At 43.5% G+C, this 15,316-nt stretch carries 13 protein-coding genes and 3 pseudogenes; 11 read left to right on the forward strand and 5 right to left on the reverse strand.

Annotated elements, in window-relative coordinates; all coding sequences use genetic code 11:
• The first annotated feature begins 55 nt into the window (after positions 1-55).
• Both OGX66_RS05770 and OGX66_RS05775 read left to right on the forward strand, forming a co-directional pair.
• Positions 56-1,216 (forward strand): IS30-like element ISCfr4 family transposase, encoded by a 1,161-nt coding sequence (locus tag OGX66_RS05770; RefSeq protein ID WP_286510989.1) that lies wholly within the window; start codon positions 56-58, stop codon positions 1,214-1,216.
• A 385-nt stretch (positions 1,217-1,601) separates the two neighbouring features.
• Positions 1,602-2,639, forward strand: coding sequence for a restriction endonuclease (locus OGX66_RS05775; RefSeq protein ID WP_071697777.1), 1,038 nt, complete (start codon positions 1,602-1,604; stop codon positions 2,637-2,639).
• Positions 2,640-2,943: 304 nt separating this feature from the next.
• Here OGX66_RS05775 and OGX66_RS05780 read toward each other — a convergent pair whose 3' ends face one another.
• Entirely contained in the window at positions 2,944-4,683 is a 1,740-nt protein-coding gene (locus OGX66_RS05780) for an ATP-binding protein (RefSeq protein WP_103928265.1), read from the reverse strand.
• A 1-nt stretch (position 4,684) separates the two neighbouring features.
• Entirely contained in the window at positions 4,685-5,770 is a 1,086-nt protein-coding gene (locus OGX66_RS05785; protein WP_071697887.1) for an SIR2 family protein, read from the reverse strand.
• A 290-nt stretch (positions 5,771-6,060) separates the two neighbouring features.
• Here OGX66_RS05785 and OGX66_RS05790 point away from each other — a divergent pair.
• From OGX66_RS05790 to OGX66_RS05800, 3 genes and pseudogenes are all read left to right on the forward strand, one after another.
• A protein-coding gene (locus OGX66_RS05790) for an IS3 family transposase (RefSeq protein ID WP_270932858.1) occupies positions 6,061-7,208 on the forward strand; the annotation gives its coding sequence in 2 pieces (ribosomal slippage) (positions 6,061-6,298 and positions 6,298-7,208; 1,149 coding nt in all).
• A gap of 375 nt (positions 7,209-7,583) precedes the next feature.
• Positions 7,584-9,125, forward strand: a complete 1,542-nt coding sequence (locus OGX66_RS05795; RefSeq protein WP_094544820.1) for a hypothetical protein — start codon at positions 7,584-7,586, stop codon at positions 9,123-9,125.
• Positions 9,126-9,530: 405 nt separating this feature from the next.
• Positions 9,531-9,698: pseudogene (locus OGX66_RS05800) on the forward strand (isocitrate/isopropylmalate family dehydrogenase); the annotation flags it as partial.
• A gap of 135 nt (positions 9,699-9,833) precedes the next feature.
• Here OGX66_RS05800 and OGX66_RS05805 read toward each other — a convergent pair.
• On the reverse strand, positions 9,834-10,343 hold the full coding sequence (locus tag OGX66_RS05805) for a DedA family protein (RefSeq protein WP_286511009.1): 510 nt from the start codon (positions 10,341-10,343) through the stop codon (positions 9,834-9,836).
• Positions 10,344-10,432: 89 nt separating this feature from the next.
• The gene (locus OGX66_RS05810; protein ID WP_003840850.1) at positions 10,433-10,675 is read right to left on the reverse strand and encodes a DinI family protein; all 243 of its coding nucleotides are present in this window, start codon (positions 10,673-10,675) and stop codon (positions 10,433-10,435) included.
• Positions 10,676-10,753: 78 nt separating this feature from the next.
• Between OGX66_RS05810 and OGX66_RS05815 the strand changes: the two are divergent.
• Positions 10,754-10,950, forward strand: a pseudogene (locus OGX66_RS05815) (S24 family peptidase); the annotation flags it as partial.
• Between the two features lie 112 nt (positions 10,951-11,062).
• Here OGX66_RS05815 and arsH read toward each other — a convergent pair.
• Positions 11,063-11,761, reverse strand: coding sequence for an arsenical resistance protein ArsH (arsH, locus tag OGX66_RS05820; protein WP_008320415.1), 699 nt, complete (start codon positions 11,759-11,761; stop codon positions 11,063-11,065).
• 85 nt (positions 11,762-11,846) lie between these two features.
• Here arsH and OGX66_RS05825 point away from each other — a divergent pair, with 85 nt between their 5' ends.
• From OGX66_RS05825 to OGX66_RS05840, 5 genes and pseudogenes are all read left to right on the forward strand, one after another.
• Positions 11,847-12,167 (forward strand): transcriptional regulator, encoded by a 321-nt coding sequence (locus OGX66_RS05825; RefSeq protein ID WP_003030762.1) that lies wholly within the window; start codon positions 11,847-11,849, stop codon positions 12,165-12,167.
• A gap of 44 nt (positions 12,168-12,211) precedes the next feature.
• Entirely contained in the window at positions 12,212-13,501 is a 1,290-nt protein-coding gene (locus OGX66_RS05830; RefSeq protein WP_016150088.1) for an arsenic transporter, read from the forward strand.
• A 12-nt stretch (positions 13,502-13,513) separates the two neighbouring features.
• Complete coding sequence (gene arsC / locus OGX66_RS05835; RefSeq protein WP_003030760.1) at positions 13,514-13,939, forward strand: glutaredoxin-dependent arsenate reductase; 426 nt, start codon at positions 13,514-13,516, stop codon at positions 13,937-13,939.
• A 291-nt stretch (positions 13,940-14,230) separates the two neighbouring features.
• A pseudogene (locus OGX66_RS24590) lies at positions 14,231-14,296 on the forward strand (hypothetical protein); the annotation flags it as partial.
• 524 nt (positions 14,297-14,820) lie between these two features.
• Positions 14,821-15,315: an Ail/Lom family outer membrane beta-barrel protein gene (locus OGX66_RS05840; RefSeq protein ID WP_088902418.1), complete on the forward strand. Its 495-nt coding sequence runs from the start codon at positions 14,821-14,823 to the stop codon at positions 15,313-15,315.
• The last annotated feature ends 1 nt before the right edge of the window (position 15,316 follow it).

A 15,316-nucleotide genomic window follows, 5' to 3' on the forward strand; every position in this document is an offset into this window, starting at 1 on the left:
GCTGTGAGTTCAACGGGTCGATGCAACGCTATCCTTAATCAAGGGGGACGTTGCCATGAAACGAAGAACTCGGATTAACTACACGCCAGAGCAGAAGGCAATTATCTGGGACAGATATAAGCAAGGTGATTCTCTACATGATATCGCCAGAATGTTCGACAGATATCATTCTTCCATTATGCCCACTATCCACCAGACAGGCGGCTACCGTCCTCCCGTGCCAAAACGGCACCGATTAGCGCTTTCGCTTGATGAAAGAGAGGAGATATCCAGAGGGCTGGTAGCAAAACTCAGTATCAGGGACATCGCCACCAAATTATCAAGAGCGCCCTCAACGATTAGCCGCGAGGTCAGGAGGCACGGTGGTGCAAAACAATACCGTGCAGCAAAAGCCGATGCTGCTGCGTGGGAAAATGCGCTGAGACCAAAACCTTGCAAGCTAATTGAAAGCCCCGCATTGTGTAAAATCATTGCAGAGAAGATGCATCAGGACTGGTCGCCGGAACAGATCGCCGGTTGGCTGAAACGCTGTTATCCGGATAATCAGGAAATGCATGTGTCACACGAAACGATTTATAAAACGCTTTTTATACAAACCCGGGGAGCATTAAAAAAAGAGCTGCAGCAATGCCTCAGAAGCGGAAGAGCAGTGCGTAGATCCAGAACGTCATCGCTTAAAGGGAAAGGATTAGGGTCAATCCCGCACACGATACCTATCAGCGAAAGGCCACCAGAGGCCGCTGACAGAGCCATTCCAGGTCACTGGGAAGGTGACCTGATTCAGGGCTCGAATAACTCCTATATCATCACCCTCGTAGAACGTCATTCCCGTTTTGTTATGCTGGCGAAAATCAGAGACAACAAGACCATAACGGTTATATCTGCACTCATCAGACAAGCCCGGGAATTACCTGCTGAGCTTTATAAAACATTAACTTGGGATCGTGGCGCTGAAATGACCAGCCACACACGATTTACTGTAGCGACAGACATTCAGATTTATTTTTGTGATCCTCAATCTCCCTGGCAACGTGGCTCAAATGAAAATACGAACAGATTGCTCAGACAATATTTTCCAAAAGGAACTGACTTATCGGTTCACAGCCAGCAAAGACTTAACAGTGTTGCCAGACAGCTCAACGAGAGGCCGAGAAAAACGCTAGACTATGAATCACCCGCAGAGCGGTTCAATAAGTGTGTTGCGTCCATCAGTTGAACTCACAGCCAAAAGCGGACATTTTATAATTATGAGCAAATAATAATGTGATCTCGGCACTACCAAATTAGACTCGGTTATTGCTAAAAATCAATAAAGTTAATACGATAAGATAACACAAACCGAATGATGGCAATCTATAAAATGGGCAGAGTTTCAAGATATTTCGGGGGATATAGGGGGGGGTAATTAATGCTTTGCTTAGCTTTTGGCTTGGTAAATCATGTAATAATGAATAGGGTAAAGTACTGTGTTTAAAACTTGGACAACTTATGGTGGGGGTATTTTTGCGTTTACAACTCAGCTCTACATGAAACATTAATGAATAAATCTCAAGATATATTTTTATATTAATTTATCATATCTGGATGAAGTTATTAAAAACATGAATAAATTAAAACCAACATGGCAGTTATTCGAGGAACTCGTTTGTCGAATTCTCAAGGTAAACAACTTTCAAATAAAAAGAAATAGCTGCAGAGGGGACGATGGATTTGATCTGCTTGCTGATTTTGGACAAGAAAGATGGGCTATTGAAGTTAAGTTCTACCGCACAGCGCGAGCTCAGCCTTCACTTATTGATGCAGCTGCGGCTCGCATTTCGAGTAATGGCATAGCTGCAGGTGTAAACAAAGGGATGTTAGTCGTTTCGTGCTTTCTCACACCTGAGTTACGAGAGACTCTTGAAAATAAATTTAGTATTACTTTTGTAGATCAGGCTGACTTAAGAATTTGGTGCAGTTCATATCCTGAATTAGCGGAGTCATTGGATGCACTATTAGAAGTCAATCTAAATGAAGCTCTAGCAACACACCTTTCTCGTAAAGAGAGTAACTCTATCATTAGAGATAAGTCTCTTTATAAGAGTAACCGAATTGAAAGACATGAAAATAAAGGTACAGAACTTTGTCTTGAACTACAGAGTATAAAAAAAGGGAAAGCATCCTGGCATCAATATGAAAAAAAATGCGAGGAAATCCTTAAGTATCTGTTTCCTAATGACCTCCATGGCTGGCATTCACAAAAAAGAACCGATGACGGTCTAAACCGTTATGATTATGTATGTCGTATTAGACCCACTACTGAATTTTGGAAGTTTGTTATTGAACACCTCGATAGCCGTTATGTTCTTTTTGAGTTTAAAAACTATTCGGGGAAAATCAAACAAGGCCAGATACTCACCACGGAAAAGTATCTTTTGGAAAAAGGACTCAGGCGTATGGCAATTATTATGACAAGGACAGGAGCAGAGGCACATGCAATAGCTATGACTCAAGGAGCTATGCGAGAGCAAGGTAAACTTATGCTCATAGTAGACGATGATAAAGTATGTGAAATGCTTCATATGAAGGAACGCGGGGAAGATCCAACTGACTGCCTTTTCGAAATTGCCGATAACTTTTTATTGACACTCCCTCGTTAATTCATGATAAACAAATCAAATGGCAAAAATTTAAAAGTTGAATCACCACAGATTTAATTTATCATTCGGAATACTATGTAAATGTTAGCAATGGACCTCGAGCGGATGTAATGAACATCCGCTTCTTGCAGATAGCAGTCTTCAGATGTTGCAGTAGACTGCTGACAGCATAGTGTATTAATTAACAAAAGAGCTGCCAGAGTTTGTTGTTATTCAAAATGTTCTGAGGGTACGACTCCATCCAAAGACGGACTTGAACAAACCTAGCCTGTGAAAGCCCCTCGTCCGAGGGGGCTATTTCTGGTTATAACCTTGTTCTATTTTGTCGACGCATATTTTCTACTGCCAATGCAAAGTCTGTATTGGTAACGTTTTCCTGCCAACGAGACCAAAAATCTATTGTTGCACTTAACGGCTTTTCTGTTGGAGGATCAATTTTAATTCTGCTTGGTAGGAGCACTGAATCACCCACAACCATAGCTTCTCCAACATCCATGATAGGGAGTGCCTCTAAAAGGCTTTCCAAACTTTCGGGTAGTAATTTACGCACTGTCGTTTGATCATCTGCATTCGTTAAACGCAAAGAAATGATGTTGTTACACTGGCTGAGAATAGTGGCACTTACATCTGAAGGTCTCTGGCTTACAATCATCAATGCAACACCATATTTACGCCCTTCTTTAGCAATTTTTTCAAATGCTTCAACCGCTCTGCGTTCAACTGGGTTACCTTCTTTTCTTGGTAAGTATAGATGCGCCTCATCACAGACAAAGGCAACTGGTCTGCGACTCTTCGGATCAGTCCAGAATTGAACCTGATAGATGATACGTGCAACCAACCCGATTATTACTGGCAATATATCAGCCGGAACCTCTGAAAAGTCGATTACTTTTATGCTTGGCTTTTGCTCACCATACTCCATCAGTTTTTCAGCGATCATGCTCAACGAATCGTATTGGTTGTATTTATCAGGACTATTAAAGAGGAAACCATAGCGTCGGTCGTTTAAGCGGCTTGCCATACGAACTAGCAGCCTGGAGAATTCGCCGTTGAAAGGGCCGTTTTTAGGACCTCTTGAGCCATCGACCTTCTCTTCATTTAAATGTTTTAGCTTTCCGATGACATTATTCAGAGAATATGGAATTGGACTGTCGAGTGTAAAAGACTGCAGCAGGTCGGTTCTACCATTCGTTTGAAGGAAAGCTTTCTTTTGCTCGGTAATTGCATCTTGAACAACCACAACTTGGTTATGTGCACTGAATTCACTTCGATCAACGAATAATGACTGAATCTCTTCTGAATTGAGTAACCAATAGGGTAGGAATAGTAGTGAATCATCATCTACATCAACCTCATCCGGCCCTGGTATTCTCAATTGTTTTGCATAGGAAAGTTCTTTATATTCACCGTGTAAATCGAATACCACGAGGTTTGAAGATGGTAGTCGTGAACTTCTTTCAAGAATTGAAGCAACCGTCCACGATTTACCTGAACCTGTGCTACCAAGTAGAGCAGCATGTCGCTGAAATAATTTATTTCCATCAACATAAGCGCGTGCATTTTCATTGAGCTTGTAAGAACCCAATTCAAGCGAGTCCTCTCCATTGCCACATTCAGAAATTACACGCATGAATTCTTCTAGATGGGCATCTTTAAGAATGTAACAGGTCGAGTCGATTTCAGGAACGTGGTCTAGAGATCTCGAAAACTTATATTTTTGATCAATTGCATCCCATCTAGCCCCACCCATTAACGTAATCTTAACCGTGTTGACTACGCTATCTTCAAAAGCGTCTATCTCGTCAGCATCATCTTCTTGCACCTCTAGGGTAAGAGGCTGAGCAACTACTGCTTTGATTACCTTATCAATCATGCCAATGAGCCAACATTCTGTTGCTCCGCTTAGTTGCACTGTTACAAGCTGCCCAACTCTGGCCTTACGCAGGTCCTTGTCACTGTTTACCAGAATAGTTACTTTTCTTGTGTCTACTTCACGAATATTGCCAAGTATGTAGCTGTCATCATTAAAAGTAAAAAGAGCCATATTACCCCCCTAAGAACTCGTTAGTGAAAGCGTCAAAACGCCATAATTCCTTGTCATCTACATGCAGCCAGTTTTCAAACTTTGAATTGTAAATTCTGCTTTTATCTGAAGTTGTCTGTTTGCAGATAAGCCACATATTTGGGCATTTATCTAACCATTCCTCGATCCTTGGGTTTGAATCCCTAGTGATCACTAACGCACGACACTGATCTTGTTCAAGTTTTTGTCTAAATACGTTATTTACGAGTTGGGAATCGTTAAAACCAAATCCTAAAAACAGAAAACAAGTATGGTTCCCAACAGCGTTGTCATATTCAGCCAACTGTGCCCTATCTTTATGTAATCGCTGATATTTGGCTGTACCAGGAGTGATCATCGCCCGTACGACGCCTTCAGGTTTGTTGAGAATCCAACTATTACACTCAATAAGGTGAGCTTCCCATTCAAATGTATTTAATGAGCCATGTGGTTTGTGTAGTCGGACATGTTTGCATTCAACGATTCTTGGTGATTGTCTCGGCTTGCCTAAACCTTTATGTATAGATTGAACTGTTTTTTTTGCTTCATTCCAGTCATAACGCTGAAGGAATCCTCCATAAAATCCTGTAATATATGGAATCTTGTGTCGAACAAAGGCGTACTCAGCTAATAAATCATAATTGGGGGTTGCGACGTGAAGTTGCTTATCGGCCTGTGGCAGAGTCTCAACGAGCTTTTTCAGTAGTGAGCCAGCAGGCCAATCGCGTAATCCTGAAATGATTTGGTGGGCGTGAGCGTTATCATGATACGCAACAAAGCTTGCAGTTAGTTCGACTATTCGAGTGGTCAGAGCCTCATCCTTGATGAAGTCCATAGCAGATTCAAAATCATGGCTACCCTCATCGAGAACGGAGACAACTTGCTGCCATTGTTGTGCCTGAGTATCTGTCATACCACTGGTCAACTCGGCTCGAAGGTGATGCTCTAGGGCTGGCATCCCAAAATTTAGATCAAGTGCACATGAAGTTCCTGTACCAAATAAAACAAACGGCTTCTCAGTAAAAAACTCTGCAATCGCTTGATATGCAGATTCCTTCGTCAACTCCATGTCTCTCCCCCACTTAAAACATCTAATTTCAGTGCTGACCACCTAACATCCGCAGCATTAGTACTTTATGCTCTTACTTTATGGCTTCAAGCTTTTATTGCAGAGCAATTATCAAGAATTCTCATTTGTAGAGCTATATCAAGTTTCTGCCAATTGCAGGATTTACTCCACGTAAACCTGCTTTTAGATCGTCATTGAGAAAATGGATGTTATCGCAGGAAGGAAGTTGAATCGCCACGGGTTTAACAGACACCTCAGAGTCATTTAAGATGACTTAAAGAGAGGTGCCCATGAGCGGTAAACGTTATCCCGAAGAGTTTAAAATTGAAGCAGTCAAACAGGTTATTGATCGCGGTCATTCCGTTTCCAGCGTTGCAACACGTCTCGATATCACCACCCACAGCCTTTACGCCTGGATAAAGAAGTACGGTACGGACTCATCCACTAACAAAGAACAGTCAGATGCTCAGGCCGAGATCCGCCGACTCCAGAAGGAGTTGAAGCGGGTTACTGACGAACGGGACATATTAAAAAAAGCCGCGGCGTACTTCGCAAAGCTGTCCGACTGAGGTACGCCTTTATTCGTGACAACTCCCTTTGCTGGCCTGTTCGTCTGCTCTGCAGGGTGCTGGATGTTCATCCCAGTGGCTTTTACGCCTGGTTTAAGCAACCGTATTCTCAGCGCCACCAGGTAGATCTGAGACTGACGGGACAGATCAAACAGTTCTGGCTGGAGTCCGGTTGCGTTTATGGTTATCGCAAGATCCATCTGGACTTGCGGGATAGCGGGCAACAGTGCGGAGTGAACAGAGTCTGGCGACTGATGAATCGTGCCGGGATAAAGGCTCAGGTCGGGTACCGGAGCCCGCGGGCACACAAAGGCGAGATCAGTATCGTATCGCCCAACAGGCTCCAGCGACAATTCAATCCGGATGTTCCGGATGAGCGTTGGGTAACGGACATAACTTACATCAGGACCCACGAAGGCTGGCTGTATCTTGCTGTGGTTGTTGGCCTGTTCTCACGCAAAATTATCGGCTGGTCAATGCAATCCCGGATGACAAAGGGCATTGTCCTGAATGTGCTTCTGATGGCCATATGGCGACGTAATCCTCTAAAACAGGTGCTGGTTCATTCAGATCAGGGCAGTCAGTACACAAGCCATGAGTGGCAGTCATTCCTGAAATCACACGGCCTGGAGGGCAGCATGAGCCGTCGCGGTAACTGTCACGATAATGCGGTTGCAGAAAGCTTTTTCCAGTTGCTGAAACGCGAACGGATAAAGAAAAAGATCTACGGAACACGGGAAGAAGCCCGCAGCGATATTTTCGATTACATCGAAATGTTTTATAACAGTAAGCGTCGGCATGGTTCGAGCAATCAGATGTCACCGACAGAATATGAAAACCAGTATTATCAACGGCTCAGAAGTGTCTAGATTATCCGTGGCGATTCAATTTGTGGTAAAGCATATATTATCTTATTGCTTCTCCCACAACATCACTGCCGTGACAAAATACAATCAGCCACACGCTGTCAACCTTTGGCATAGATCCATGTCTTGAGGCATACACACCTGATTGACCCTGACCCAAAATTCTGCTCCATTCAGAACCAGGATTCCGGCACGATGACCCCCCCTGAGCGTCACCTGTGTGCCAGTAGCGGACGTTGCAGATACCAGCGAAGCACTAAAACTAATGGTGCAGGATGATGCAGATAATTCTGATGAGAACGCCCAGAATTTGTTACAATGAGCATATAGTTTTAAAAATTTATGAATCTTTAAATGTAGCTTAATTCAGAGGTGATAATGGGTGCCAATGGTTCACTAACAGTCTTCGCCATACTTCTTGCCTGGTATACTCTCTTAACAGATGAGAGACGTGTTGATTTAAAGTTGCGCATATCTAAACTTAATATTATATTTATTATCTTTTTTATATCAACAATCTTGACAATTATATATTCTAAGGTTTTGCTAAGTATTTTCCCGATAAAACCAATTCCTTGGATACTCGGTTTTAACGAAGATACATTAGCTTTTACTTGTCTTTGCATCATAATTGCATTTTTTGGAATCAAGATCCTAGGCAAACAAGTACCAAAAGCAAACCTTACCTATTGGGTCAGCGTTTCAGAAAAGTATCTGCGCGCAAAAAAAATAGAACAACTGGGATATCTATTTGATAAATACCATGAGCAGTTATTCGATATAATTAGTAATAAAAAATGGTATGTTCGCGTACATGAATACTTAAACCCTTCATTATTTTCCATGATGGTGGATCAGGAAAAGATAAAAAAAATACGATTCAAAAAAATCAGAAAATTTCTGTCAAAGCCTTTCCCTTATGAAGACAAAAGCCAAGAAGCCATTCAATTGAATATCTCTAAGCTTCTGAAATCAAAACCTTTCGCCCATCATTTAATTGATACTCATCCTCACGTAGCAATGAAGGCTACCTGTTTACAGTTTAGGAATAATGATGAATATAATACAAATTTCTTTACGTACTTAATATCCAACCCAAACAGCATTATGTATAGAGAGTTACGGGACAATCAAAATCGCTCACATACCGGGGAGTACGCACTCGACGAAAGTAACACCTTGCTTAATTTTTATTTAAATGATATTCGTACGGCGATAGATGTAGGAATATGGAAACCTGTAGGTGATTACGTAGTTAGCTACATAAAAAAACAGAAAGGAAGTTCTAGCTTTTACAATCAACCGGATAATTACTTTTCAAGTAGTGACGAGCGTTGGGAGTGCCCAATCTTCGTTGGATTGGTGTTTTTCGATGTCATGGTATCTGCAGCTATATTTAAACGTTCAAAAGATCATATGTGGCTCATGTATTATCGTCCTTTCCTAAAGGAAATCCTTGAGTGCCATGAAATATCGGGTAGTATAGATATAAATAGAGAATTCCCCATGCGATTTGATTATCTAATATATGAGTTAATCTATAATTGCAATATATGGGTAGGTGCAGCAGAACACCTTAACTATGATGACTGGACGACGGAAGAAAAAGAGCAATCTCCAGAGTACTTTGCCTCTACTACCTTGGGGGAAATGATGTATCTGATTATTACTTCAGAAAAATTGCAGAATAATCAAAAAACATATCTTTTAGAAATTATCATTAAAAGAATGAACTCCCTTGATCAAAATAAGAAGTCTTTTTACTCCGAGGAAATTTTCAACAATCTTATCCGACCGTACTCTTTTACAGCCATTGATACAAACGCAGTAAATGAATTGCGGCAACTTTATAAAGGTGTTGATCATGTTATAAAAAATAAAAATTCAACTTTTGAAGTTGAACTTTCAAAAATATCTTAGTCAATGAATGATCTATAATACTATATTAATTCATCACCTGCAATATAGGCAGGTGGTGACCTGCTCCCAGTTGATCTATCGATCAAAATTTAAGTCATATAGTGTTCAGATGTAAGAATAATGGCAACTTCCGCTCCTCGCTCATAGCGGACCGTTAGGACTGTATAAGCTTCATCATTGGGGTTTGCCGTCAGCGGTAACTTATTGATTATGGCTATAACGCGCACGATTTAAAATCCCTATTCTGAATAGCTCTGATTGTTGTTTTAACGCTAAAAGTGGTTATCAAAACCCAAAAAACATGTTTATAATCAGTTGGTTAGAGAAACGAGAATAATCAGTAAGTTATATGCAAATTGGTAAAATTATGCTTATATATCATATGATTGTGATTGAATGATCTAACTACTGCTGCGCCACATGGGTTGGGTAGAAGCGGCTGACCTGATTGTTAAAGGTATGGAAGGCGCGATCAACGCGAAAACCGTAACCTATGACTTCGAACGTCTGATGGATGGCGCTAAGCTGTTGAAATGTTCAGAGTTTGGTGACGCGATCATCGAAAATATGTAATCCACATTCTGGGTTGTATGAGAACGGGAGCCGGTTGGTTCCCGTTTTTTTGTGCCTGAAAAATTCTTTCCCTGTCATTTTATCCGCTCAGTACCTAGGGGGATCAGGGCTTGTTGTGGTCTATTTATGTTTGGTTTAGCTAAAAAAAGGCAAAACGAGACTAAAGCCTCCGACATAAAGCGCTGACCAGGTCGCCGCAGAGATCAGACTGACTGCATACACTTTCACTGGATGAAGATGCAACATTCCAGCAACTAATGGCACAATGTAACGCAGCATGGCAATAAAGCGCGAAGTAAAAAGTATCGGTACAGAACTGTTTTGCAACCGGCGTCGAACCCGTACTACTGTATCGGCATGACGCGACATGATGCGTGCCAGCCAGGGTAGATGTCCCATCATCATTCCAAGGTGATAATTAACAATTGTCCCGCACCATGCGCCAATCATTACAGCAATTCCCGCTTCCCATGGCGCAATAGTCGCCTTGCCGACGGAAATTACAGCAACCAACATAACAGATGCTGGCGGTAATACAGCTGAAATGAGGAACGTAGATTTTGCGAATGCTATTCCAAAAAGCAGGCCCCACAGGCTGAAAGGATGAAGCGCGAAATGGCTCATCAACGCGTTTACCCACTCCATCAATGCTTCTCCAGTTAAGGTTCCTTGGCTATTTAACCGCGATACGGCTTAATCAGGCCTCAACACAGATGAATTACTGACTGCTGCACTTAATCTGAAACCAGCCACATATCAGCCTCTTCAAACATTTCCTGGACAGTACGGCTTATCTGTTCCTTCTCGTGCTTGCTGGCGTCAGTGTTGATCGCCGGCAATGTCATCATCGGTTTAACACGGACATCAGCGTCGGGGAAAATCCGGTGAACCCTCTTGGTCAATTCGCCCAGAATGATATCTTTTGCACCGGGCAGCCCATCAAAATTCCTTTTGTCATAAACGAGTTCCACGAACATTGCTTATCGTCTCTTTGCTGGATGGATATACAGTATTTATACTGTGTTTTTATCCGGTATTCAAGAGAGGGCATAAACATGGGCTTTCCTTCACTTGCGGCAGATTATGTTGAAACACGAATCTCCCTCGATCAGCAACTAATCAGCCAGCCCGCAGCGACTTATTTCATGCGGGCATCGCGTTCACATTTGAGGGAAGGAATACTTCAGGGGGGCTGCTTGTTGTGGATGCGTCACTTACTGCCTGCGATGGCTCATTGCTGATATGTGCAATTGTAAGTAGCCCGCATAATCGTGCCATTCACACTTAGAGATCATCCGGCATAATCAATCTGCCAAAGCGGACATTGGTAAGCTCATGCAGTATGGATTCACGAAGAACATACGTTATATTTTGTCCTGATTGACACGGGATGAAAGCTCCTGATGGCTCTCTTTTCGCTCGCTGTAACGATCTGCAAGATAACTGGTTTGTCCCTTAAGCAGCAGAGTGATTTTAAACAGCTCCTCGGCTACATCGACGATGCGGTCATACCATGAAGAAGGTTTCATTCGTCCGTTTTCGTCGAACTCTTGCCATGCCTTGGCTACAGAGGACTGGTTGGGGATCGTAAACATCCGCATCCAGCGACCAAGTATACGCATCTGGTTCACGGCATTGAAGGACTGTGAACCGCCGCAGACCTGCATTACCGCAAGTGTTTTGCCCTGCGAAGGACGAATCGCTCCTTCACTTAAGGGTATCCAGTCAATCTGCGCCTTCATGACTGCGCTCATAGCACCGTGCCGTTCCGGAGAACTCCACACCATCCCATCACACCATCTGACCAGACCGCGCAGCTCGGTGACTTTGGGATGCGTGTCCGGCGCATCATCCGGCAGGGGTAAACCGGAGGGGTTAAACAGTTTCACTTCCGCGCCCATCGCCGTCAGCAGGCGACCGGCTTCCTCCGCGGCAAAGCGACTGTAGGAGCGCTCTCTCACTGAACCATACAGGATCAGAATCCGTGGTGGCTCCTGCACGTTCAGGCGTTCAGCGATGTGTTGATCAAAGCATGCAGTATTCAGGGCAGGAAATTGTTCCATTTTTCTCCTCCAGAGAGAGCAGATGATTTCAAAGTTAATACATATGATCTACCATATGTGTATTCTAAAGGGAACGGAGAGAAAAATGCTACAACCTGTTCAGCTTTTCAAAATTCTGTCAGATGAAACACGGCTCGCCATTGTTATGCTTCTGCGGGAGTCCGGAGAACTGTGCGTGTGCGATATCTGTGCAGCTACCGCCGAATCACAGCCCAAAATATCACGACATATGGCCGTCCTGCGCGAGGCAAAGCTTGTTCTTGATCGTCGGGAAGGGAAATGGATCCACTATCGTCTGTCACCTCATATTCCGGCGTGGGCCGCTGAGACAATCACGACATCCTGGCTGTGCCTTCGGGAGGATGTGCGGGAATGGTTGGCAAAGTCGGCCTGTACCTCCTGCTGAGGCAGGAGAACATATTTACATAATCATATATAACGGAGTCTGAAATGTTTTTGGCAGGGAGTATATTTTTACTGACGCTGGTACTGGTGATCTGGCAACCCAGAGGCCTGAGTATTGGCTGGAGCGCGAGTATCGGAGCTGCGCTGGCGCTGGGAACCGGAGTCATTCATATCGCAGATATTCCCGTTGTCTGGAATATCGTCTGGAACGCGACAGCGGCATTTATTGCGGTCATTATCATCAGCCTGTTGCTCGATGAGTCCGGCTTCTTTGAATGGGCCGCACTGCACGTCTCCAGTTGGGGTAACGGACGTGGCCGCCTTTTGTTTACCTGGATAGTCTTGCTTGGTGCCGCTGTTGCTGCGTTGTTTGCCAATGACGGCGCTGCGCTGATCCTGACGCCGATTGTAATTGCGATGCTGCTCGCACTGGGATTCAGCCAGGGCACGACATTGGCGTTTGTCATGGCCGCAGGATTTATTGCAGATACGGCCAGCCTGCCGCTAATTGTTTCTAACCTGGTGAATATCGTCTCGGCGGACTTTTTCGGTCTGGGCTTTACGCAGTATGCCTCCGTTATGATCCCCGTAGATGTGGCAGCGATTGCGGCCACTCTGGTCATGCTGCATCTCTTCTTTCGCAGGGACATTCCGGCGACGTATGACGTTTCGCTGCTGAAGACGCCTGCCAGTGTGATAAAGGATCCGGCAACGTTCAGGGCGGGCTGGATTGTCCTGTTATTGCTGCTTGTCGGTTTCTTTGTTCTGGAGCCACTGGGGATCCCGGTCAGTGCGATAGCGGCTACTGGCGCAGCAATACTGTTTATAGTGGCGAAAAGAGGTCATGCCATCAACACCGGAAAAGTCCTCCGCGGTGCGCCATGGCAGATCGTTATTTTTTCGTTGGGTATGTACCTGGTGGTCTACGGCCTGCGCAATGCAGGGCTTACGGAGTATCTGTCTGACGTGCTGAACCTACTGGCAGAAAAGGGGTTATGGGCAGCAACGTTCGGCACCGGCTTCCTGACCGCGTTCCTGTCGTCGGTGATGAACAATATGCCGACGGTGCTGATTGGTGCACTGGCGATTGACGGGAGCACGGCGACTGGCATCGTCAAAGAGGCAATGATTTATGCCAACGTGATTGGCTGCGATTTAGGCCCGAAAATCACCCCGATTGGCAGTCTGGCAACACTGCTTTGGCTGCATGTGCTTGCCCAGAAAAATATAACGATTACCTGGGGATATTACTTCCGTACGGGTATTATCATGATTCTGCCCGTGCTGTTTGTCACTCTGGCCGCGCTGGCGTTGCGGCTCTCCATCACTTTGTAATGAGATACAGATATGAGCAACATTACCATCTATCACAACCCTGCCTGCGGCACTTCTCGCAACACGCTGGAGATGATCCGTAACAGCGGCAACGAACCAACGATAATTTATTATCTCGATACGCCACCGACCCGTGATGAGCTGATTCAACTTATTTCAGATATGGGAATTACGGTACGTGCATTACTGCGTAAGAATGTTGAGCCTTATGAACACCTGGGTCTTGATGAAGAGAAATTTAGTGATGAGCAGTTAATTGATTTCATGCTTCAACATCCGATCCTGATTAATCGGCCGGTAGTCGTTACGCCGCTTGGCACTCGTCTTTGCCGCCCTTCAGAAATAGTGTTGGATATTCTACCGGAAGGTCAGAAAGGAGCGTTTACCAAAGAGGATGGCGAGAAGGTCATTGACGAAACGGGTAAGCAGATTAAGTAATCTGCCACTTCAAAATACCGGATGTCTGTTCACGCTATGCGGGCATCCGGTTTTCGCTCAAATCGGACCTCTGCGGCAGCAACAGCTTTACCATCGAGGCTTGCCATTAGTGGTAGTGTGTTGAATGCGCTGGCGTGAAAAACTTGGATTCTTGGCGAAAACTCTTCCCCAAAACTAAAACCAAAGTTTAGATAATCAATGAGTTTAAAATGGTAGCTACTGGCTGATTTGAAAGTAGAGAGGATGATAATTTCGACTTTATCAAATGGTTGCTATGATTTTAGCAATGAAATGTTGCGCCACATGGGGTGGACCGAAGCGACTGACTTAATTGTTAAAGGTATGGAAGGCGCGATCATCGAAAACATGTAATCCAGATTCTGGGTTGTATAAGAATGGGAGCCGATTGGTTCCCGTTTTTTTTACCTGCAAAGTGCTTTCCTGGCACTCAGACTATTAAACTCATTTTAATAGCACTAAAGATTTAATTTTTATCTTTGTCATTACAATTCTATTTATTGATAAAAGATATCCATATCTTTCAATATTTATTTAAATATATTCGGGCATGAGAGCTAACTATAATTGAGTGGTGTTTGTATATTGTTGATTTTTAGATGTAAAACAGTCGTTTTAAAAACAAGAAAATATTGGGGGGATATTAAATGTGGTGGCGTTTTAATGTTATTTTTCTCTAATCTTAAATCCATTTTTATCAGCATGTTATGACAATTTATTATTCTGAACGATAATAACGTCCAAAAAAGAACATTTTTCCCGATTGATTTTTTATTACCTTTCTGTTTTTATCTTGGCGACATGCTTGAGAAATGAAATTCAAAGCATGACTCCTTATTATGTGTGTTGCTTACTATTAGTTGATGATGAAAGTGGTTATTAAAATGCTAAGTTTAAAAACGGGTTTAGTGGCTGTTACATTATGTTTTGCTATGACAGTTTATGCAGGAGAAAGCGTAGTCACCGGCGGTTATGTACATACCCGGACAGATGGACAGAACCTTAACGGTCTTAACGCTAAATATGGTTATACCCCAGATGAAAGTGATTTAGGCGTTATAACATCCTTAACTATTTCAGCAAATGACGATAATGATATAGATCGTGGTTATGGTTCTGCATTAGTCGGTGCAAGTTATAAAGTAAATGATGTGATAAAACCTTATGTAATGGTGGGTATTGGGAGAGGTGCGATCAAAGCGAATGGTGAAACTGATACTTCTACAGGTTTTGCCTATGGCGCTGGTATTCAGTTTACCCCCATTGCAGCTTTCACTGTCGATGCAGGCTATGAAGGTTCTAAGGTCTTTGGCGCGCAAGCTAATAGTATTGTAGTCGGTGCCGGCTGGAAATTCTAAG

Origin of the sequence: Citrobacter sp. Cf072 (assembly GCF_030334485.1) — a bacterium.
GTDB classification, from domain to species: domain Bacteria; phylum Pseudomonadota; class Gammaproteobacteria; order Enterobacterales; family Enterobacteriaceae; genus Citrobacter; species Citrobacter freundii.

Bases quoted from the DNA above. Each gene is read 5' to 3' on its own strand.
- OGX66_RS05810 (WP_003840850.1), bottom strand. From the start codon at position 10,675: ATGTTCGTGGAACTCGTTTATGACAAAAGGAATTTTGATGGGCTGCCC.
- OGX66_RS05840 (WP_088902418.1), top strand. From the start codon at position 14,821: ATGATGAAAGTGGTTATTAAAATGCTAAGTTTAAAAACGGGTTTAGTG.
- OGX66_RS05775 (WP_071697777.1), top strand. From the start codon at position 1,602: ATGAATAAATTAAAACCAACATGGCAGTTATTCGAGGAACTCGTTTGT.
- arsC (WP_003030760.1), top strand. From the start codon at position 13,514: ATGAGCAACATTACCATCTATCACAACCCTGCCTGCGGCACTTCTCGC.
- OGX66_RS05785 (WP_071697887.1), bottom strand. From the start codon at position 5,770: ATGGAGTTGACGAAGGAATCTGCATATCAAGCGATTGCAGAGTTTTTT.
- OGX66_RS05770 (WP_286510989.1), top strand. From the start codon at position 56: ATGAAACGAAGAACTCGGATTAACTACACGCCAGAGCAGAAGGCAATT.
- OGX66_RS05795 (WP_094544820.1), top strand. From the start codon at position 7,584: ATGGGTGCCAATGGTTCACTAACAGTCTTCGCCATACTTCTTGCCTGG.
- OGX66_RS05825 (WP_003030762.1), top strand. From the start codon at position 11,847: ATGCTACAACCTGTTCAGCTTTTCAAAATTCTGTCAGATGAAACACGG.
- OGX66_RS05830 (WP_016150088.1), top strand. From the start codon at position 12,212: ATGTTTTTGGCAGGGAGTATATTTTTACTGACGCTGGTACTGGTGATC.
- arsH (WP_008320415.1), bottom strand. From the start codon at position 11,761: ATGGAACAATTTCCTGCCCTGAATACTGCATGCTTTGATCAACACATC.
- OGX66_RS05805 (WP_286511009.1), bottom strand. From the start codon at position 10,343: ATGGAGTGGGTAAACGCGTTGATGAGCCATTTCGCGCTTCATCCTTTC.
- OGX66_RS05780 (WP_103928265.1), bottom strand. From the start codon at position 4,683: ATGGCTCTTTTTACTTTTAATGATGACAGCTACATACTTGGCAATATT.